The organism is Mucilaginibacter terrigena, from assembly GCF_004168255.1.
In the GTDB taxonomy this organism is placed as follows: Bacteria; Bacteroidota; Bacteroidia; order Sphingobacteriales; family Sphingobacteriaceae; genus Mucilaginibacter; species Mucilaginibacter terrigena.
The window spans coordinates 400,014-419,878 of sequence record NZ_SEWG01000001.1 but is presented as its reverse complement, the minus strand read 5'-3'; the positions used below and the strand labels follow the sequence as shown (position 1 = coordinate 419,878).

16 protein-coding genes are annotated in these 19,865 nt (G+C 45.9%); 8 read left to right on the top strand and 8 right to left on the bottom strand.

Annotated elements, in window-relative coordinates; translation table 11 throughout:
* Positions 1–2 precede the first annotated feature (2 nt).
* Positions 3–1,790 (bottom strand): glycoside hydrolase family 15 protein, encoded by a 1,788-nt coding sequence (locus tag EWM62_RS01735; RefSeq protein WP_129874911.1) that lies wholly within the window; start codon positions 1,788–1,790, stop codon positions 3–5.
* A gap of 219 nt (positions 1,791–2,009) precedes the next feature.
* Here EWM62_RS01735 and glgX point away from each other — a divergent pair, with 219 nt between their 5' ends.
* Genes glgX through treY form a run of 3 tightly spaced genes read left to right on the top strand, consistent with a single transcriptional unit; the run spans position 2,010 to position 10,024 of the window.
* Positions 2,010–4,130: a glycogen debranching protein GlgX gene (gene glgX, locus EWM62_RS01730; protein ID WP_129874910.1), complete on the top strand. Its 2,121-nt coding sequence runs from the start codon at positions 2,010–2,012 to the stop codon at positions 4,128–4,130.
* 1 nt (position 4,131) lies between these two features.
* Positions 4,132–5,955 carry a malto-oligosyltrehalose trehalohydrolase gene (gene treZ / locus EWM62_RS01725; RefSeq protein ID WP_238989259.1) on the top strand — a complete coding sequence of 608 codons (1,824 nt, stop codon included), beginning with the start codon at positions 4,132–4,134 and terminating at the stop codon, positions 5,953–5,955.
* Position 5,956: 1 nt separating this feature from the next.
* Positions 5,957–10,024: a malto-oligosyltrehalose synthase gene (gene treY, locus EWM62_RS01720; protein ID WP_129874909.1), complete on the top strand. Its 4,068-nt coding sequence runs from the start codon at positions 5,957–5,959 to the stop codon at positions 10,022–10,024.
* Positions 10,025–10,046: 22 nt separating this feature from the next.
* Here treY and EWM62_RS01715 read toward each other — a convergent pair whose 3' ends face one another.
* The 4 genes from EWM62_RS01715 to EWM62_RS01700 all read right to left on the bottom strand — a co-directional run bounded on the left by EWM62_RS01715 (position 10,047) and on the right by EWM62_RS01700 (position 11,562).
* Positions 10,047–10,343, bottom strand: a complete 297-nt coding sequence (locus EWM62_RS01715) for a cupin domain-containing protein (protein WP_129874908.1) — start codon at positions 10,341–10,343, stop codon at positions 10,047–10,049.
* Positions 10,344–10,360: 17 nt separating this feature from the next.
* Complete coding sequence (locus EWM62_RS01710; protein WP_129874907.1) at positions 10,361–10,651, bottom strand: cupin domain-containing protein; 291 nt, start codon at positions 10,649–10,651, stop codon at positions 10,361–10,363.
* Positions 10,652–10,661: 10 nt separating this feature from the next.
* Entirely contained in the window at positions 10,662–11,042 is a 381-nt protein-coding gene (locus EWM62_RS01705) for a group III truncated hemoglobin (RefSeq protein ID WP_129874906.1), read from the bottom strand.
* An 82-nt stretch (positions 11,043–11,124) separates the two neighbouring features.
* Positions 11,125–11,562: an RrF2 family transcriptional regulator gene (locus tag EWM62_RS01700; protein ID WP_203234957.1), complete on the bottom strand. Its 438-nt coding sequence runs from the start codon at positions 11,560–11,562 to the stop codon at positions 11,125–11,127.
* A 219-nt stretch (positions 11,563–11,781) separates the two neighbouring features.
* Between EWM62_RS01700 and EWM62_RS01695 the strand changes: the two genes are divergently transcribed.
* The 5 genes from EWM62_RS01695 (at position 11,782) to EWM62_RS01675 (ending at position 15,967) form a co-directional block, all read left to right on the top strand.
* Complete coding sequence (locus EWM62_RS01695) at positions 11,782–12,633, top strand: methylated-DNA--[protein]-cysteine S-methyltransferase (protein ID WP_129874905.1); 852 nt, start codon at positions 11,782–11,784, stop codon at positions 12,631–12,633.
* 52 nt (positions 12,634–12,685) lie between these two features.
* A complete protein-coding gene (locus tag EWM62_RS01690) occupies positions 12,686–13,294 on the top strand; it encodes a hypothetical protein (protein ID WP_129874904.1) in 609 nt (202 codons plus the stop codon).
* A gap of 57 nt (positions 13,295–13,351) precedes the next feature.
* Positions 13,352–13,738: a hypothetical protein gene (locus EWM62_RS01685; RefSeq protein ID WP_129874903.1), complete on the top strand. Its 387-nt coding sequence runs from the start codon at positions 13,352–13,354 to the stop codon at positions 13,736–13,738.
* A 79-nt stretch (positions 13,739–13,817) separates the two neighbouring features.
* Entirely contained in the window at positions 13,818–14,177 is a 360-nt protein-coding gene (locus EWM62_RS01680) for a DUF2200 domain-containing protein (RefSeq protein ID WP_129874902.1), read from the top strand.
* 140 nt (positions 14,178–14,317) lie between these two features.
* Positions 14,318–15,967, top strand: a complete 1,650-nt coding sequence (locus EWM62_RS01675) for a serine hydrolase domain-containing protein (RefSeq protein WP_129874901.1) — start codon at positions 14,318–14,320, stop codon at positions 15,965–15,967.
* A gap of 51 nt (positions 15,968–16,018) precedes the next feature.
* Here the strand turns inward: EWM62_RS01675 and EWM62_RS01670 are convergent, their stop codons facing one another.
* From EWM62_RS01670 to EWM62_RS01660, 3 genes are all read right to left on the bottom strand, one after another.
* Complete coding sequence (locus EWM62_RS01670) at positions 16,019–17,248, bottom strand: MFS transporter (protein WP_129874900.1); 1,230 nt, start codon at positions 17,246–17,248, stop codon at positions 16,019–16,021.
* A 158-nt stretch (positions 17,249–17,406) separates the two neighbouring features.
* On the bottom strand, positions 17,407–18,519 hold the full coding sequence (locus EWM62_RS01665) for a DUF2911 domain-containing protein (protein ID WP_129874899.1): 1,113 nt from the start codon (positions 18,517–18,519) through the stop codon (positions 17,407–17,409).
* Between the two features lie 275 nt (positions 18,520–18,794).
* Positions 18,795–19,799, bottom strand: a complete 1,005-nt coding sequence (locus tag EWM62_RS01660; RefSeq protein WP_129874898.1) for a TolB family protein — start codon at positions 19,797–19,799, stop codon at positions 18,795–18,797.
* Positions 19,800–19,865 lie beyond the last annotated feature (66 nt).

Genomic DNA, 19,865 nt, shown 5'->3' with positions numbered 1-19,865 from the left:
CCTTATAAAAATGTTGGCCTGTCAAGCTTAATGGCTATCCGGTAAGCGGCGTTCATTAAACCCACGTGGCTGTAGGCCTGTGGGAAATTGCCCCACTGGCTGCCGGTTTTTTCGTCCACATCCTCGCTGAATAATAATAAGTGGTTGCAGTATTTAAGCAGCTTTTCAAACTCGCGCATGGCATCTTCCAGTCTGCCCACACAGGCCAGCGCCTCTACATACCAGAAAGCGCAGATCAGGAAGGTTGTTTTGGGCTTCCCAAAATCATCGCTGTGTATGTAGCGGTAAAACAGCCCGCCTTCGGTTTTAAGCTCGTTCTCTAAAGCGATTAAATGATCTTTCGCCTTTTGCGATGCAGGGTCGATGTAGTTCATCATAATAAGCTGCAGCGTACTGGCATCCAAATGGGGACTGCCAACGGCATGAGTGTAAACCTTGCGTTCAGGGTCGTAACAATCTTCGATATGCTTTGCAGCCCTTGCCTTTAAGCTTTGCGCCTTGGCCAGTAATTCGTCGTTACCTATTGTGATTGCAATCTTTTCGGCGGCGTTACAGCCGGCCCACTGGAACAGGTTGCTGTAACAATGGATGTGCGCTATATTCCTGAACTCCCAGATGCCGGCATCCTTCTCGTCAATGGTGCGTTCTATTTTACTTAACAGGGATGCTATCCACTTGTCAGAATCTTTGCGTTCGCTAAAAACAAAGCGATGGTCGGTGTACAAGGGTAATAATGATATCAGCACCTGCCCGTATATATCGTTCTGGATATGCTCTGATGCCTGGTTGCCAATGCGCACCGGCTTGTTGCCCATATAACCGTCCAGGTGTTCCATAATGGTTTCAACAAGGTCTTTTTTCCCGGTGATGCCGTAAAGGGGCTGATACCTGAAACTATCGCCCTGCGAAACCGAAATATCGGTTACGTAACTAAAATACCGTTCCATTTCCTCGAAGTGACCAATGTGGTTGAGCGAGGTAAGCACATAAAAGGTATCCCTTAGCCAGCAGTAGCGGTAATCCCAGTTACGCACGCTGCCGGGGTGTTCGGGCAGGCTGCTGGTGCTTGCCGCAATAATAGCCCCGGTATCTTCGTACTGGTGAATTTTAAGCACCAGGGCCGAACGGATAACATAAGGCTGAAAATACGAAGCTATCGACGAGTGTTTTATCCACAAGCGCCAGTACTCTATGGTTTCGCGCAGGTATTCCTCGCAGGTACTGCTGAGCGAGCCTTCCAACTCGGTACCATAATTTAAAAGCAGATACTTGGTCTCGTTAAGCGAGAAGTATTCTTCGTCTATTAGGTAAGTAAGCGGAATGTTTGATGTTAGGGTCATTTTTTCGCCGCAGCCGGTAAACTCTATCGAATCGCTGCCTTGTAGTTTGTCCTGCTTTTTTTTACCATAATCGCAAACGGGGTTACACTTTACCCGAATCCGCGGGCTGCCCTCGATTGGCTCGATCTTACGGATCAGGATCAGCGGTTTGTAATACCTGCTGTTTTTAAAAAACCGGGGTGCAAAATCGGTTACCTTATACTTGCCGGTGGCGCAGGTAATTTCGGTTCGCAGCACGTTGGTGTTCTCGGCGTAATACTGGTGCGATTCAAAATCGCCTACAGGCAATATCGAAAATTCGCCGCCTTTGTCCTTGTCCAAAAATCCGCCAAAAACAAACGGACTATCAAATCGCGGCCAGCACATCCACTCTATATTTGTATTTTTATTAACATGTGCCAAAAAGGCGCAATTGCCTATCAGGCCTGTTTGATATATGTGTTTTTCCATTAAGTAGCTCCAAATACCAATAGCAACAACAATTTTTTATAATTGTTACCAATAGGGCACTATTTCATAAAAACAGGCAAAAATTATGCGGTTTTCAATGATTGTTGTAGTGTTATGCATCTCAATTCAATCAGCAACAATGCTTATTATTTAATATTTATCGTTATAAGAGAAATTTGATTTTACAAAACATTTACCCCGATTTTATATTTATGAGGTATGATAAAAGATATATACCCTGGAAAACCTTACCCGCTGGGCGCTTCATGGGATGGCAAGGGCGTAAATTTTGCGCTGTATGCAGATAACGCCACAGGCGTAGAGCTATGCCTGTTTAATACCACCGACAAAGAAAACATAGAAGAAAAAATAAAGCTTACCGAACGTACCCACCAGGTATGGCACTGCTATTTACCGGCTGTAACGCCCGGCCAATTATATGGCTACCGTGTATACGGCCCCTACCAACCCGATAACGGCCAACGTTTTAACCCAAATAAGTTACTGATAGACCCATACGCGAAAGCGATATCCGGCACGATAGACTGGCACGACTCGTTGTTTGGCTACGAGCTGGGCAACCCGGACGAAGATCTGAGTTTCAGCGATACCGACAGCGCCGCCTTTATACCAAAATCGGTAGTGATTGACAGTACTTTTGACTGGGAAGATGACCAGAACCCAAAAACGTCTTACCATAAATCGATAATATACGAGGCCCATGTTAAAGGCTTTACCCAAATGCACCCCGACATCCCCGAAGACATAAGGGGTACATACGAGGCCATAGGCCACCCCGCCAGCATCAAATATTTGAAAGACCTTGGTATTACCGCCATCGAGCTAATGCCTGTTCACCATTTTGTAGCCGACAGGCACCTGGTAGATAAAGGGCTTACCAATTACTGGGGTTATAACACCATAGGCTTTTTTGCCCCCGATATACGTTACGCCGGCAAGGTTGAAGCAGGTAAACAGGTACAGGAATTCAAACAAATGGTAAAGGAACTGCACAAAGCAGGGATAGAAGTGATACTGGATGTGGTGTATAATCACACCGGCGAGGGCAACCACCTGGGGCCAACCCTATCGCTTAAAGGGATAGACAATGCATCATACTATCGCCTGGTTGAAGACAATAAACGCTACTACAACGATTATACCGGTACAGGGAATACTTTAAACGCCATGCTGCCCAATGTGCTGCGCTACATTATGGATAGCCTGCGCTATTGGATAACCGAAATGCATGTTGATGGCTTTAGGTTTGACCTGGCCGCTACCCTTGCCCGCGAACTGCACGAGGTGAACCGGCTAAGCGGCTTTTTCGATATCATATACCAGGACCCCATTATTTCGCAGGTGAAACTGATAGCTGAGCCCTGGGATATTGGCGAGGACGGTTACCAAGTGGGCAATTTCCCGCCGGGCTGGGCCGAGTGGAACGGCAAATACCGCGATTGCATCCGCGATTACTGGATCGGCGCCGAAAGTATGCTGGGCGAATTTGGGCAGCGCTTTACCGGCAGCCCCGATCTTTACCAGGGCGATTACCGCAAACCTACCGCCAGCATTAACTTTATTACCGCCCACGATGGCTTTACCCTTAACGACCTGGTATCGTACAACGAAAAACATAACGAAGCCAATGGTGAGGATAACAACGATGGCGAGAACCATAACCGGTCGTGGAATTGCGGCGTTGAAGGCCCAACGGATGACCCGGAGGTTATCAGCCTGCGCAATAAACAAAAGCGCAACCTGCTGGCTACTATGTTTTTATCGCAGGGTGTGCCTATGCTGGTTGCCGGTGATGAATTTGGCCGTACACAGCATGGCAATAATAATGCTTATTGCCAGGATAACGAGATCTCGTGGCTCAACTGGGCCGAAGCGGACGCTAACCTGCTTAACTTTACACAAAAATTAATTAAGCTACGTAAGGACCACCCGGTTTTTCGCCGCCGTAAATGGTTCCAGGGGCAGCCGGTTAAGGGCAAGGGGCTGGAAGACATTGCCTGGTTTTTACCTGAAGGCACCGAAATGGAGGATGAGAACTGGAACCACGATTATGCCCGCTCGCTGGGTGTGTTCCTGAACGGGCACGGCCTGCACCACCTTGGCCCCAAAGGCGAAAAGATTACCGACGATAATTTTTACGTGATATTTAACGGCCACCACGAACCGCTTGAGTATAAGATTCCCGAAAAGCTAAGCCACAAGGACTGGATGAAGGTGCTGGATACGGCACAGGAGGAATGGGTTGAGCAAACTTTAACCAACGAGGACTGTATTTTAATACAAGGCAGGTCGGTTGTTTTGCTGCAAAACAAGCTTTAGTATGATGAGTGAAGATGATGATGGGGCGGTAAAACGCCCCGGTATAAATTTCTTAGCAGATGGCAGGGCCAAAGTTGCCCTTTGGGCGCCTTATGCGTCCAAAGCAGCGCTTGTTTTGCCTGATGAAAAGTTAACCCTTGCACTCGAAAAAAAGGAAAAAGGCTATTGGGAACTCGTCACTGACCAAATAAAGCCTAACGATAAATATAAATTTAAGCTTGACGGAACAAAAGAATTGCCCGACCCCGCATCAAAGGCGCAGCCCGATGGCGTACACGGCGCATCGCAAGCCATAGATGTTAACAATTTTGTTTGGAGTGACCAGTCATGGACCAACCCTGCAATTGCCAATTACCTGATATATGAACTGCATACCGGTACCTTTACACCCCAAGGCACCTTCGCATCGATTGAAAGCAAACTGGCATATTTAAAAGAGTTGGGGATAACCGCTATTGAAATTATGCCCGTGGCGCAGTTCCCCGGTAACCGTAACTGGGGTTACGATGGGGTTTATCCCTACGCGGTGCAAAATAGTTATGGCGGCGCTAAAGAGTTGATGAAGCTGGTAGATGCCTGCCATAAAAATGGCCTTGCTGTAATATTAGATGTAGTTTACAACCACATTGGGCCCGAGGGTAACTACTTCGGCAATTTTGGCCCATACTTTACCGATAAATACCACACGCCATGGGGGCAGGCCATCAATTTTGACGATGCCTGGTGCGATGAAGTACGCAACTACTTTGTGCAGAACGTGCTGATGTGGTTCAGGGATTTTCATATCGATGGTTTGCGTTTGGATGCTGTGCATGCTATAAAGGATTTTAGCCCCAAACATATTTTACAGGAGATAAAGGAAGCTGTTGATGGCCTGATGGCCAAAACGGGCCGTACCCATCGCCTCATCATTGAATTTGACCTGAACGATAACCGTTTTATAAACCCAATAGACGAGCATGGCTATGGCATGGATGCACAGTGGATAGATGAATTTCACCATGCCCTGCGCGTTGCAGCCGGCGAACCCAAAACAGGTTATTATGGCGATTTCAACGGTATAGCGCACCTGGCAAAATCATACCGGGATGCTTACGTGTACGACGGCATTTACTCGCCGCAGCGCTTGAAAACCTTTGGCACTAAAACCAATAACCCCGGCCAGCAGTTTGTTGTGTTTTCGCAAAACCACGACCATGTTGGCAACCGCATGCTTGGCGAACGCAGCAGCACCTTGTATAGCTTCGAAATGCAGAAGCTAATGGCCGCCGCGGTAATGGTTAGCCCTTACCTGCCCCTGCTGTTTATGGGCGAGGAATGGGGCGAGCAAAACCCTTTCTTATATTTTGTAAGCCATAGCGATGAGAAACTGATCAATGCTGTCCGCAAAGGCCGGCAGGAAGAGTTTAAGGAATTCCACGCCAACGGCGAAGCAGCAGACGCGCAAGCCGAGGATACCTTCAATCGGTCGAAATTAAACTGGGAAAGCCTTGAACGCGGCCACCATAAAACCATGCTGCATTATTACAGAGCGCTTATCGCTTTGCGAAAAAAACTACCTGCCTTATATACCCTAAACCGGCAACAATTGGCCGTTAAATTTAACGAGCAGGAACAAACCCTGCATTTGCATCGCTGGCAGGGTGGGCAGCACGTTCATTGCTTTATGAATTTTTCAAAGCAGCCACAGTATTTTACAACGCCCGACAAAGATTTAAAGATGGTGCTCGATTCTTCGTCTGCTAAATTTAGGGTTGATGAGCCAGCCCAACCTTACCAGGCTTCAGTTATTCAACCCGAATCTGTCATTATATATGTGAATTGATATGTTTAACCCGGTATCTACCTATCGTATCCAGTTTCATAAGGGTTTTACTTTTAGTGACCTTGAAAATATTATACCCTATCTAATCAACCTGGGTATCAAAACCATTTATGCTTCGCCCGTATTTAAGGCTGTATCGGGCAGCACGCATGGTTACGATTGTGTAGACCCGCTAACCATCAACCCCGAAATTGGCACACTTGAGCAGTTAAGGAAGATCAGCAAAAAATTAAAAGACAATAAAATAAGCTGGCTGCAGGATATTGTGCCCAACCATATGGCCTTTCACCCGGATAACGTATGGTTGATGAATGTGTTAGAAAAAGGGCCGCTATCCAAATACCGCAATTATTTCGACCAAAGCCTTGCTGATAAGGCCTTATTTGATGGGCCTATCATGGTTCCATTTTTAGGTAACGACCTGGACGCGGTAATCGAGGCAGGTGAATTGAAAGTTGAATTGCAGCAGGATAAATTGGTATTTACCTATGGTGGGCAAAGCTGGCCGTTAAATTCAGCTTCGTACAGCAAAATATTACAGGCAGGACACGCTAAAACCGGCACAATTAAAAAATTACTGCAAAACATAAATACGGATAAACAACAGTTGCACAGCCTGGCAAACGCTCAACACTACCGCCTGTGCAACTGGCAGGAAACCGACCAACAGATAAATTACCGTCGCTTTTTTACCGTGAACGGACTGATATGCCTGAACGTGCAGCACCAGGAAGTTTTTGACCACGTGCACCAGCTTACCAGTCAACTTGTAAACGAAGGTATTATCCAGGGCCTACGGATAGATCATATAGACGGATTGTACGACCCCGCCCAATACCTGCAGCACCTAAGGGCATTAGTGGGCGACGAAACCTACATCGTAGCCGAAAAGATACTGGAACCCGGCGAGGAACTGCCAAAAGCATGGCCCGTACAGGGCACCACCGGTTACGATTTTTTGGCTACGGTGAATAACCTGTTCACCAATCAAAAAAGCGAAAAGGCTTTTACGCAGTTTTATGATAAGCTTACCTCATCGGGTAAGTCAGTCACCCGGCAGATCCGGTCAATGAAGGATCTCATCCTGTCAGGCCACATGAATGGCGAACTGGAAAACCTTACCCGTTTATTTTTAACATCTCGACTGGTTGATGAAAATGTAGCTGAAAATAAACAGGAAGGGTTTAAACAGGCCATTGCAAGGCTGTTGATCGAGTTCCCGGTGTACCGTTTTTACGGGAATGCTTTTCCGCTGGATGAACAGGAAAGCGGCTTATTGGCACAGGTATTTAAGAAGGTGAAAAAGCACGCGCCCGAATTTTTTGCGGCTGTGGAGCTGCTGGAGCAAGCGCTTTTAGAAAAACCGCTTACCGGCGATGAGGCATACAATAAAAAAGCGCTGCATTTTTACCGGCGATGCATGCAGTTTACCGGCCCGCTGATGGCCAAAGGTGTGGAAGACACACTGATGTACACCTACAATCGTTTTATCGACCACAACGAGGTGGGCGATTCGCCCGAAGCGTTTGGGTTATCCATAGATGAATTTCACGCGGCTATGCAAAAGCGGCATCAGGAATGGCCGCTGGCCATGAACGCCACCGCCACGCACGATACCAAACGCGGCGAAGGTGTACGCGCCCGGCTGAATGTATTAACGGGCCTCCCCGATGAATGGCTGAAAACGGTAAGCGAATGGCAGGTTTTAAACCACGACCTGAAAAGCAACAACGCGCCCGATGATAACGACGAATATTTTATCTATCAAACCCTTGTTGGCGCCTACCCCATGCCCGGTGAAGACGAGGACGATTTTGATAACAGGTTGGCCGAATACCTCGAAAAAATGCTTCGCGAAGCAAAAAGGCACTCCAATTGGGCCGAGCCAAATGAGGATTATGAAAATGGTGTAAAGCAGTTTGCCGCTGCCCTGCTGGATAAAAACCGCCCGTTCTGGAAAAGCTTTACCGCGATGCATCAGAAGGTTAGCGACCTTGGTATCATCAACTCGCTGGCGCAGGCAACGCTGAAACTAACCTGCCCAGGCGTGCCCGATATTTACCAGGGCTGCGAGCATTGGGACCTGAGCCTTGTAGACCCTGATAACCGCCGCCCGGTTGATTATAGTTTGCGTGGGAAATTATTAGCTTCTGCTGATGACATGACATTAAAAGAGCTTTGGGATAACCGCACCAGCGGACAAATAAAAGCCTGGCTGATAAATAAATTATTAAAGTTGCGTGCTAAACACCCGGGCTTGTTTAGTAAAGGCGAATATCTTTCATTAGCGGTAAAAGGCAAATACAGCGGGCAGGTTATGGCTTTTGCCCGTGTTAAAAATAACAGGTGGATTGTGGTGGTGATACCTGTAGATATCGCATCAATATGTGAGGACGGGCAACCAGCCATCGTTGACTGGGCCAATACCCGTGTCATACTTCCAAAAAACGCGCCTTCAAACTGTATAAACGTTTTAACCGGTGAGGGCAGCACCGTTAAACGGCAAATAGCGTTGAACGATATTTTACAGGAATTGCCGCTGGCCATACTGAAGCTTGAAAAACCGGCAAGCAGCCGCAGTGCAGGCACTTTATTACATATCACATCGCTCCCATCGCTTTTTGGCATTGGCGACCTGGGGCCGCAAGCCATCGGCTTTGCTGAGGTATTACACCGCACATCGCAAAAATACTGGCAACTGCTGCCGTTAAATACTATCAGCGCTGCCGATGCTTATTCACCGTATAGCTCGTGCTCCAGCCGGGCGGGGAATGTGTTGCTGATAAGTCCGGAGTTATTAGCCGAAGAAGGCCTGCTTACCCTGGAAGACATGAAACCCGCCTACGTAACCGAGACCGACCGCGTAGATTATGCAACTGCCGAACAGGCAAAAAATAAATTGCTTGACCTGGCATGGGAAAATTATAACTCGGGCCGGCACCCTACGTTGCAAAAGGAATTCGAAGATTTTTGTGCCGGTGAGAGCGATTGGTTAAATGATTCCGCCATGTACATGCTTTTAAAGGAGCATTATAATCTGCCCTGGCATAACTGGCCCGATGAGTATAAGTTAAGAGACCAAAAAGCCCTGGCTGATTTTAGCAACGAAAACCAACATGAGCTTGAAAAAGTTAAATGGCTGCAATATATTTTCAACAAACAATGGCTGGCTTTAAAAGCCCATTGCAACCAACTCGGTATAAAATTATTTGGCGACCTCCCCTTTTATATCAGCTATGATTCTGCTGATGTGTGGACGAACTCTGAGATTTTCAGCCTTGACGAAAACCTTGCGGTCAAAAGCATTGCGGGTGTACCGCCCGATTATTTTAACGAGAACGGGCAGCGTTGGGGCATGCCGATATTTAACTGGGATAAGCTTAAAGCAACGGGCTACCACTGGTGGATAGAAAGGATCAGGAAGAATTTAGAATGGTACGACATGCTCCGTTTAGACCACTTTCGTGCTTTCGCGGCTTATTGGGAGATCGCTGCCGAAGAAGAAACCGCTATTAATGGCAAATGGGTTGCCGGCCCGGGTGCTGACCTGTTCAACGCTTTAAAAACCGAATTTGGCAAAATCCCCTTTGTGGCCGAAGACCTGGGAGATATTGATGAAGCCGTACATGCCCTAAGGAATGAATTTGAGCTACCCGGCATGAAGGTGCTGCAATTTGCCTTCGGCGACGACATGCCGCAGTCGGCGTATATCCCCCATCACCATGCCGAAAACTATTTGGTTTATACCGGCACGCACGATAACAATACCACGCTGGGCTGGTTCCGCGGGGATACTGATGCCACCGTTCGCAAAAACTTAAAAAAATACCTGGGCGTTAAGGTCACAGACAAAAACATCAGCAAAATATTGATCAAAACCGCGCTGGCATCTACCTGTAAAACGGCTATCATCCCCATGCAAGACTGGCTGAACCTGGATGAAAGCGCCCGCATGAATATGCCGGCCGGCGAAGGCGATAACTGGACGTGGCGCTTAACCAGCCTGCAATTGGCAACCCTGCCCGAAAAAAGGATAAGCAAATGGTTACGATCGTACAACAGGGATTAACATTACCAAAATTGCCTGTGCTTTAACCCTGTATCAAAATACAAATGCTATCCTCCTCTGCTTTGAGCGAGTGAATGATATCTACCGGGATCTGGTAGTCATCGTGCTTATTTAATTGCACCTGCCGGTCGCCTTTTTTGTAAACAACACTGCCTTCGGTTACAATAAGTATGGTTGGCAGCGTGGCTTTATGGTTGGGCCACACCATACCAGCCTTTAACGCAATTATTAGCGTTTTAAACTGGGGGCTGGATCTGATAACCCGTGCTACCGGTCTATCAGATAATGTTAATTGGTCTAATATGTCTTTTATGATCATGTTATTATTATTTTATTTTAACTTATACAATCGCTTCCAAAAACAGGATACTCAATATCCGCATTAGCCGTAAGCACTATATAAGCCTTAAAATCTTTAATTATCTTTAGCATATGCTGTTGGTTGGCAGGGATAACGGTAACAATGCCTTTTGTTAACTCGCGGGTTTCGTCCCGGTAAATGAGTAAGGCCATGCCTTTTTCTACCACCAGGCAGGCATCTCCGGTGGCAATATGCCTGGGCATGCTGGTTCCTGCAGCCAGTTCCAAATACACTACCTTCATATTTTCCTTATCCACCTCAGCCATATTGGTATGTTTAAAATATAACCTTTGTCCGGTCCACAACCGCCAGTTTTGCCTGGAACATTTCAGACATCAGCCCCGCACGTTTTTTAATATCTTCGGCAACAGGGCCGTTAAAATATTGGTTTACAGTTTGGCCAAAAAGCATCAGCCATCGCTCAAAATGTTCCCTGCTTATAGGTAAGGGCACATGCCGGGCAAAGGGGTTGCCTTTGTAACCCTGTACACCAAACATCGCGGCATTCCAAAAGCCGTACATCTTATTCAGATGCGGCCCCCAATCGCCGGGTATTGCGTTCATAAAAATTGGCGCCAGCACTTCATCTTCGCGCACCCTGATGTAAAAAGCATCTACAATTACTTTAATGGAGTTTATATCTTCAATATCTGTCATGATTGATAATTATTATAATATATTAATACCTTTTTATCCTAAATTATTATTTACTTTTTCAGTTTTTAATTTATATGATCAATTATCTTTTAAGATGTGTGATGCCCAGGTTAAGTTCTTCGTTAAACTGCCCTATACTTACCGAAGTAAGCATTTGCTGAAGCTGGTTTCGTACATTCATAAAGTTGTTATGAAGCGGGCATGGTTTATTTGATGAGCATTCGGGCATCCCAAGGGCGCAACCGGTAAATATGCTGTTACCGTCAACAGCTTCCACAACATCGGCCAGTGGGCGGCTAAGGTTTTTGCTATCCATATAAAAGCCGCCGTTGGGGCCTTTAACAGATTGCACTATCTCTCTTTTGCTCAGGTCCTGTAATATCTTCGCGAGGAAATACTCCGGCGAATCGATGCTTGCCGCAATATCCTTTATCCCTACCCTACCGCCATCAGCCGTACGGTGGGCGATCAGGAAAACCGCCCTTAATGCATACTCGCAGGTTTTTGAAAACATTCCCATAACGCAGATGCAAATATAATAGTTATGTGGATAATAAAAGATATTTTTATCTTTATTTATTTCATCATTGCCTTTAAACCTTAAGTTGTAATAATTTAAATTGCAGGGCTTTCTTTACCATTAAAGATATACAGTTAGTAGAGTATCAAACACAGCAATAAACGGGTTGTGTACCGTGGCCGGGCAGGGTACTTTTGTTGTATAATAAATAAGGATTTTATGAAAACTCAACAGGAATTAGATTATAACAGGATAGCCCGGGCCATAAGCTACTTTAAAGAAAACTATAAAAACCAGCCCAGCCTGGACGAGGTTGCCGAACACGTTAGCCTTAGCCCCTTTCATTTTCAGCGGATGTTTAAGGATTGGGCCGGTGTAACACCAAAGCAATTTTTACAGTACCTGAGTATTGAGCATGCCAAAGGGATATTGAAACATACCGGCGCTAATCTGCTTGATACCGCGTACGAAACAGGCCTGTCTGGTACAAGCAGGCTTTACGATTTGTTTGTTAAGGTAGAAGGCATGACACCCGGTGAATATAAAAACGGCGGAGCGGCCCTTAATATTAATTACTCGTTTGCCGATACACCTTTTGGAAAAGTGATAGTAGCATCAACCCACAAGGGTATTTGCCATATGGCTTTTACAGATGATGGAGAAGAAAATGCCTTCGGCTTGCTAAAACAAAACTTCCCCAATGCGCGGTACAGCCAGGTGGTAGACCTGATACAGCAAAACGCGTTATACATTTTTAACCAGGATTGGCAGCACCTCGACGAGATAAAATTACACCTGAAGGGTACGGATTTTCAGATAAAAGTATGGGAAACCTTATTAAAGGTACCTGCCGGGGGGCTTACCAGTTACGCCGCGCTGGCAAATAACGCGGGTAGCGCCAAAGCCTCAAGGGCCGTGGGATCGGCCGTGGCGAGTAATCCTGTAGCATTTTTGATACCCTGCCACCGGGTTATAAGGTCTACCGGCGAGGTTGGCCAGTACCACTGGGGGCCGGCGCGTAAAAACGCTATGATAGGCTGGGAAGCGGCCTTAAAAGAAAGCGCCGCTTAGCGGGCCTCGTAAATCAATGGCCGAAACAATTAATTCAAGCTAAATCAGATACATGTTTCAAAACAGGGTAGATCCATACGGATGCATCATTAAAACACCCGAGCGGGGTGCCTGGCTGGGCAATCGCGGTGTAATACATAATGCACACCAGCAAATAGTGCGGCCTTATAAATTAAAGGCATGGATAACCTGCGCATTGCAATTTAAAGGCAGGCACCGAAAGATAATGCAGCCCAACCGCTGGACGGAACTATTCTTTTTGGACGAGGCTACCGCCTTTTCGGCAGGGCACCGCCCCTGCGCCGAATGCCGCTACGCCGATAACAGGCGCTTTAAAGCTTATTGGATAAAAGGCAACCCGCAATACGGTTTTGATATGAAAACACCACTGGCACGCATAGACGAGATCATCCATGCCGAACGGATAGCTGCCGACGGTTCAAAAGTAACCTATAATGCAGACCCGCGTATGCTTCGGGATGGCGTTTTCATATCTTTAAATAATCATTCTTATTTGTTAAAAAATAAGCAATTGCACCTGTGGTTGCCGGGAGGTTATGATAACACTATAAATATTCCCGAAACAGATACGCTGCCTGTTCTTACCCCACGCTCTATAGTCAATATGTTTGATGCTGGTTTTATACCACAAATGGCATAGGTTGAACATGATACTTTTACAGCTAAAACAATTACGCTGTATTTTCATTATCTGATAATGATAACAGTAATTGGAATTTTTGACGATGTTAACCTGGCAGAGGAAGTGAGTTCGTACCTGTTAGGCAACGGGTTCACCAGCGAGAATATTGACATCCACACGCACGGAGATCAAACAGATGAGCATGACCGCATAGGTGCTTTTTTCACTAACCTGATAGACGATGAAAAGCAGGCCCGGCATTTTGCATCGTTAGGGCGCAGCGGATCTATTGTAACTGTTCATGCCAACTCGACACGCGAAGCCCAGGAAGCCGCCGACGCGCTGAATAATTATGGGGCTATAGATGTAAATGCATCAGACGATAGCCCATCGCACAGCCAGATGATAGAACGCATTGTGGCCGACGATATACGGCTAAGGGGCGCTTACCCCATTAGCTAATAAACTCGGGGGTTGCCTGCCGGTAAATTTTAGCTTATTAAATTTTTATGTTATTTTGGTATAACAAAGACCTGATAACATGAACGACACCTCCAAACACGACGAGCGCTTTGCAAAAATGACTTTTTCATCCGTATACCCCCATTATGTGGCAAAGGTGGAAAGGAAGGGCCGTACAAAAGAAGAACTGCACCAGGTAATAACGTGGCTAACCGGCTTTGATGACCAAAAGATACAAGAGTTGATCGAACAAAAGGCAACTTTTGAAACCTTCTTTCAAACAGCATCGCTAAATCCCAATGCGGGCCTTATTACAGGATTGATATGCGGTTACCGGGTTGAAGAAATAACAAACCCCTTAACGCAGCAGGTTAGGTATTTAGATAAGATCGTGGACGAATTGGCCAACGGCAGGAAGATGGAGAAGATATTGCGGTAGCCCCCCCCTTTGTTCACTAAAAAAACAGCCTTAAATTTTCAAATAATAAAAAAACAAGATTTCACTTTGAAATACAAAGCATATCTAATAACTTTGAATTTCAAAGTACTTTATATATAAAACATTTTATTCCTGCAAGCATGAAACTCAACAACATCAACTCATCAAAAATTATTTTCCGGCTGCCTTTGCTGGCGGTTATTTTATTCTTAAGCCTGCCAGCCTTTGCGCAGGATAAAGCAGCCGAGGTTGATAAACTCTTCAGCTGGGCCACCCTTGCAACACCCGGCTGCACATGCGCCATATCGCAAAACGGCAAGCTGGTTGCCAGTGGTGCCTACGGCGCTGCCGACCTGGAGCGGGGCACCCCTATCAGCCCCGAAACAGCTTTTGATATTGGCTCAACCCGTAAGCAGTTCATCGCCGCGGCGGTGCTGCTTTTGGTTCAGGATAAAAAGCTTGCCCTTACAGATGATATCCATAAGTACTTACCCGGCTTGCCCAACTATGGTCATAAGATAACCGTAGACCAGTTGCTTACCCATACCAGCGGCATCCGCGACTGGACAGGGATGCTGCCATTGGCACAGGGCGACCCGACTGCCTTAAGCCTGATCATGCGCCAGCGCGGCCTTAATTTTGTACCGGGCGATGAGTGGAGCTACTCTAACAGTGGGTTTGTATTGCTTACCGAGATAGCCGCCCGTGTTGCCAAAATGCCCTTCGCCGACTACATGCGTAAACGGATCTTCGAGCCGCTTGGCATGAAAAAGACTATTTACGTGTCGGATATGCAGCAGGTTATCCCGAACCGCGCGCTTGGTTATGCAAAGAATGGTAACGGATGGAAGGCAAGCATGTATTTGGGTAACGACCGGGGCGGCGGCGCAATTTTCAGCACCTCGGGCGATCTGATCACCTGGAACGATGTGCTTACAAGCGGCAAACTTGGCAACTTTGTGACCGAAAAGCTGCAGGAGCCTTCCAGGCTTAATAACGGCAGGGTACTTGGCTATGCACGTGGTTTGCTGATAGACCCTTACCGCGATACTAAACTGGTGTGGCATTCGGGCGGCGCGGCGGGCTACCATACCTGGATGGGCCGTATACCATCGCAGGGACTTTCAATTGTGGTGGCATGCAACTCTAATACGCAAACAGCTACATCCCTGGGGCACCGGTTGCTGGCTTTATATGTAAACTCATCGGCAGCGCCGGTGCCCGAAGATGGCCCCCCACCCACCCTTACCGGCGACGACCTTGCCGAAGCAAACAAGTTAACCGGGTTGTTCTTTAACGAAAAAACCGGCGACCCCATATCTTTTAGCGTTGACCGCGACAGGTTCCGTGTAGCGGGCGGGCCCGGCCTTGCCCCCGTATCTAAAGGGCATTATAGGCGCTGGGCAGCATCGGTGTTTTTTATGTCGCAGGATAAGTTTGAGCTTAACTTTCTGTCGCCCGATAAATTGGAAATGAAGTCGATGGAGGGAAAAATTACAAGATATCGCCGCGCACAGCCTTTTAAACCAACCGAAGCCGATATGCAGGTGTTTACCGGGCGGTACAAAAGCGACGAGCTTAACGCTGTTATGGATATTAAACCGGGGAAGGATGGCATAATAGCACGCCTAAACGACGCGCCCGACCATGAGTTTGAATGCAAACCCGTTTACCCGGATACATTTCAGATCCGCGGGGTGTTCCTGCGCTTTATCCGCGATAAGGCGGGTAAGGTAACAACGCTTGATTACAGTAACCCGGTAGTAACCCATATTAAGTTTACGCGTTGATCTGTTAACAAAATACCCCCTCAGGAAACTGGGGGCATTTTGGGTTACTTATTAGTATGCCAGTTTCTTCCGTATCAAAAGCAAGAACATTGTTATGCCCAGCCCCAATATAATATAGCCTGATGCAAGCGACGATTGATCTGCAATTGTAATAACACCCAGCAGAGCCGATACCACAACCGATGTTACCAGGTATGCCCCACCACTGGTTAAGCCGCTGGCCACACCGGCGTTTAGCGGGAAACGCGTTAAACAATAGGTAAAAAATATATTATAAACACAGCCGCCGATAGTAGTTATAGGTATTACAAACATCAGCAATACTAACAAGCCAGCCTTATGGGTACCCAAGCTGTACATTAGTGCTACTAACGCCAGTTGGATAACATTGGCTAATATCAGCCGTTTAAATAGCGTGCCCGCCTTAATGGTTTTGCCTAATATGCCGCCTACAAATAACGACAGGCCCGAAAGCAGCGCGCAATACCCGGTGGTGACAGACGACAGGTGAAACTTATGCTCGACAATAAATGGTGCCGACATGGTAAATATCAAAACCATAGCGAAGCAGATGCCCAATATCACTATCCCCAGGCTAAAATCTACCGACAAAACAAGCTTGCGGTAAACTTTAAATATCGACCGCAAATGAAACGGCTGCTTTACCTTTATCGATTCGCCGCTGTAAAAAAACTCCAGCAAAAACATAACCAGGGCGTACACGCCCAAAACAACAAAGTTATACTGCCAGCCAAAGCTTTTTTGAATATAGCCGCCAAAAAAGGGCGCTAATATGGGCGCTGTAGCCCAAACTATAGATAACATGCTGGTGTAATGCCGCTGCTTTTCGCCGGTGTACACATCAACAAAAAAGGCTCGTTTACCTACAATAATAAACGCCGTTGCCGTGCCTTGCAATACCCGCATCAAATAAACCATGTGGATATCGGTAGTAAATATGATCACAACATTGCTTAAAGCCAACACCAGTAATGCGGCAAGGTTGATACGGTAACGCCCAAAACTATCTACAATAGAGCCCACAAACAGCTGAGAGATGCCGTAACTCAACAAAAAACAGATGATGGTATATTGTATCCCGGCCGAATTGGTGTTAAAGGCATTGGCCATACTGGGGAACGACGGGATGTAAATATCTGTAGCCAAACCCGATAACGGTACCAGCGCGAAAGCCAGTATGGTTGCCCGCTTACGGTTGCTATCGTTTATCTGCGAAGTATGCGTACCGGTATCGGCAAGTAAATCGTTTTGTGTGGTCATGGTAGCTTTCAATTTCGATAGCGGGCAAAGTTAATAGACCGAACGGTTTGTTTTTTGATTTGTTTAGGATTTTTACATAGTGGCAACAATTATAGATACCAGGAGTATCGTTTTTGGTGATTTAAATGGATGTTCCGCTTTCTACGATCAATACATTATCAGTTTATATCGCTGTTATTTTTAAGCTTGTCAAGCATCGCCTGAACTGCTTGTCTGTTTGCATCATTAGGTGCCAATGGCAAAGCCTTAGTGGCAAATTCAGCAGCCTTTGCATATTCACCTTTGGCAGAATACGCCCTTGCCATGCCTACCAAAACAATAAACTGATCTGGATATTTATCATAATTAAACCGGAAGACTTCCATGGCTCCTGTTATACTCTTTGCAGCAATAAGTTGTCTGCCAAGTTGAAACAGCTGACCGGGATTCCCGTAGGGCAACGCCTTTTTTATGACGTCCATCGCTTCATCAGGTTTACCAAGTTTCAGAAGAATTGATGCCCTTGTTGAAAGTGCCGCAAATGATGTTGGGTCACCGGGGAAATTTGGCCCAGAGGCTAATGTTGCCCATTCAAGTCCTTTTTCGAGTTTATAATTATTCTGCAAACTCCAGTTTGCCGCAATATTTAAACCCTGCCACGTAAAGCCCCGGGGGTTCTGAGTTTCCTCCAGTAAAGCCTCATATTGTTGTTTTAAAAGATCCACTTCAACTTTGAAAGGTATGGATAGTTTCTCCCAAAACAACCCAATGACAGCGGAATTAGGTGTTTGATCAATAAACTCATATTTTAAATTCTCAACGTTGTTTACAACAGGCCGGGGCTTAACTTTTACGCGTAAGGCATCATCTTTATCATCGTAAAAAAAAGACCCCCACGCATCAATTTTTTTTGAGAAGATGACAGTGCTCTCCACCGGGCCGTACGCTATAAACAGGCCGTATTTACCCTTAGGCAGTGGTTGCCCTTCAACTTTTACATCATCACTAAACTCTATTACTGTGTTTTCATTCGCTCCGGCCCTCCATGGGGTGGGTTTTCCGTTTCCAAATCCTTGGTTTACAAAGCCTACAGGTACAATTTGACCCCAAATTTTCCCCTCGCGCCCGTTAACTGCTGGGCGATGGTAGCTAAGGGAAACCATAGTAAGTCCAACCTGTTCAGAAACGACCGCCTTTTTGGTGTACCCGTTTGGAAGGCTGGAATTATATGGAACCTGAGCCGATAAAGAGCAGGCAAGCATCATCATGGTGGCAAACAAATAGTTCTTCATGTTTATTTATGATATTTTAAATTATTATAGCTTATGATCCCTTATTAACTAAAAATTTTTAGTGACTGGCATATTCATTTATTTCTAAAGATTAATTAATTTTTCAGCTTATCAAAACATTTTAGGATGTAAATAAATCCAGTTGGGTAACCTTCGAACCAATATCCCCGTCCGAATAACTTTTCTGTGATATTGTTGATCTTCAATTCGCCGAAATAATAAAAGCGCATCAATTTTGTTGATGCGCTTTTATTATTTTATCAGTTGTTTTAAAACTAATTGGGTGTGTAAGATGATCCCAGTTCATCTACCGATGAATTTATGCCTGCATTGTAACCCGATAGCGACCATATAGCGCCACTTGTAATATTGGCTATATATAAATCGTATCCGCCTGCTGTTCCTGAACGGGTACTGGATAATATAACATAATTTGTACCGCAAGGATAGGCATCGGCATACTCAGCATTGTTATTATTAAATGGTAAGCGTGTACGGGTGCTATTGGCAAAGTAGCCCATGTAAACCTGGTCGTGATGATCTGTGCTGCTGTACCACCTGCTGTACAAGAAAGTACTTGCGTCGCGTTTTATAGGGTAATACTCCTGCACGCCGCTTACATTGGCCAGGGCGGTTTTATTGGTTCCATCAAGATTGATCTTGTAGATATCAGACGAACTTCCCGCTCCTTGTGCGTATAGCAGGGCCGTAGCATCATCATTGTAATATGGCATTCCTTCTTCGATAGCCGGCGTATTTGTCACAACATTGGTTATATTGCCCGTAAGCTCCATCAACTTTAAGTCACCGGCCTGCTTAAAAGCTATCCTATATCCGTTTGGAGAAAACTTAGGATCCTCATCTCTTAAATTATCGCCCGCAGTAAGATTTGTTGGGGCGCTTGCGGATCCAATCGTCCATAAATAAATGTCCCAGTCTCCAGAACCGGCAGGCTGGCCCATAAATACAATCTTTGTTCCGTCCGGGCTAAAATGCGCATTCATAGGGTAGTCAATATTCCAGTTCTGGCTTACCCAGGTTAAGGTATTTGTGTTAAAGTTGTATATGTACATTTTAGTACCTGCACATGCATAACAAGAATAACTATGGTAAACAAGTTTGCCTGTAATACTGGGTTTTGCCTGTATAGCATTTGTTTTGGGGTGAGTACCTGTTGGACTTTGTACTGCCTCAACAACTGCTTTGTTTTTGAAATCTTTTTGGCAAGAGCCAAGCATTCCTGTTAAGGAAACGAGCGTTAAAATTACAATTCTTTTCATGTTATTTAAGTTTTAATATGGTTAAATGGAAATCATATCTTGGATGTATAGCTCTTTGATTTTAAG

What these genes read in the sequence shown, in the direction of transcription:
- EWM62_RS01665 (WP_129874899.1), bottom strand. Translation starts at nt 18,519, where the DNA reads ATGAAGAACTATTTGTTTGCCACCATGATGATGCTTGCCTGCTCTTTA.
- EWM62_RS01710 (WP_129874907.1), bottom strand. Translation starts at nt 10,651, where the DNA reads ATGGCTGAGGTGGATAAGGAAAATATGAAGGTAGTGTATTTGGAACTG.
- EWM62_RS01735 (WP_129874911.1), bottom strand. Translation starts at nt 1,790, where the DNA reads ATGGAAAAACACATATATCAAACAGGCCTGATAGGCAATTGCGCCTTT.
- EWM62_RS01695 (WP_129874905.1), top strand. Translation starts at nt 11,782, where the DNA reads ATGAAAACTCAACAGGAATTAGATTATAACAGGATAGCCCGGGCCATA.
- EWM62_RS01700 (WP_203234957.1), bottom strand. Translation starts at nt 11,562, where the DNA reads ATGGGAATGTTTTCAAAAACCTGCGAGTATGCATTAAGGGCGGTTTTC.
- EWM62_RS01685 (WP_129874903.1), top strand. Translation starts at nt 13,352, where the DNA reads ATGATAACAGTAATTGGAATTTTTGACGATGTTAACCTGGCAGAGGAA.
- EWM62_RS01690 (WP_129874904.1), top strand. Translation starts at nt 12,686, where the DNA reads ATGTTTCAAAACAGGGTAGATCCATACGGATGCATCATTAAAACACCC.
- treY (WP_129874909.1), top strand. Translation starts at nt 5,957, where the DNA reads ATGTTTAACCCGGTATCTACCTATCGTATCCAGTTTCATAAGGGTTTT.
- EWM62_RS01670 (WP_129874900.1), bottom strand. Translation starts at nt 17,248, where the DNA reads ATGACCACACAAAACGATTTACTTGCCGATACCGGTACGCATACTTCG.
- treZ (WP_238989259.1), top strand. Translation starts at nt 4,132, where the DNA reads ATGATGAGTGAAGATGATGATGGGGCGGTAAAACGCCCCGGTATAAAT.
- EWM62_RS01715 (WP_129874908.1), bottom strand. Translation starts at nt 10,343, where the DNA reads ATGATCATAAAAGACATATTAGACCAATTAACATTATCTGATAGACCG.
- EWM62_RS01705 (WP_129874906.1), bottom strand. Translation starts at nt 11,042, where the DNA reads ATGACAGATATTGAAGATATAAACTCCATTAAAGTAATTGTAGATGCT.
- EWM62_RS01660 (WP_129874898.1), bottom strand. Translation starts at nt 19,799, where the DNA reads ATGAAAAGAATTGTAATTTTAACGCTCGTTTCCTTAACAGGAATGCTT.
- EWM62_RS01680 (WP_129874902.1), top strand. Translation starts at nt 13,818, where the DNA reads ATGAACGACACCTCCAAACACGACGAGCGCTTTGCAAAAATGACTTTT.
- glgX (WP_129874910.1), top strand. Translation starts at nt 2,010, where the DNA reads ATGATAAAAGATATATACCCTGGAAAACCTTACCCGCTGGGCGCTTCA.
- EWM62_RS01675 (WP_129874901.1), top strand. Translation starts at nt 14,318, where the DNA reads ATGAAACTCAACAACATCAACTCATCAAAAATTATTTTCCGGCTGCCT.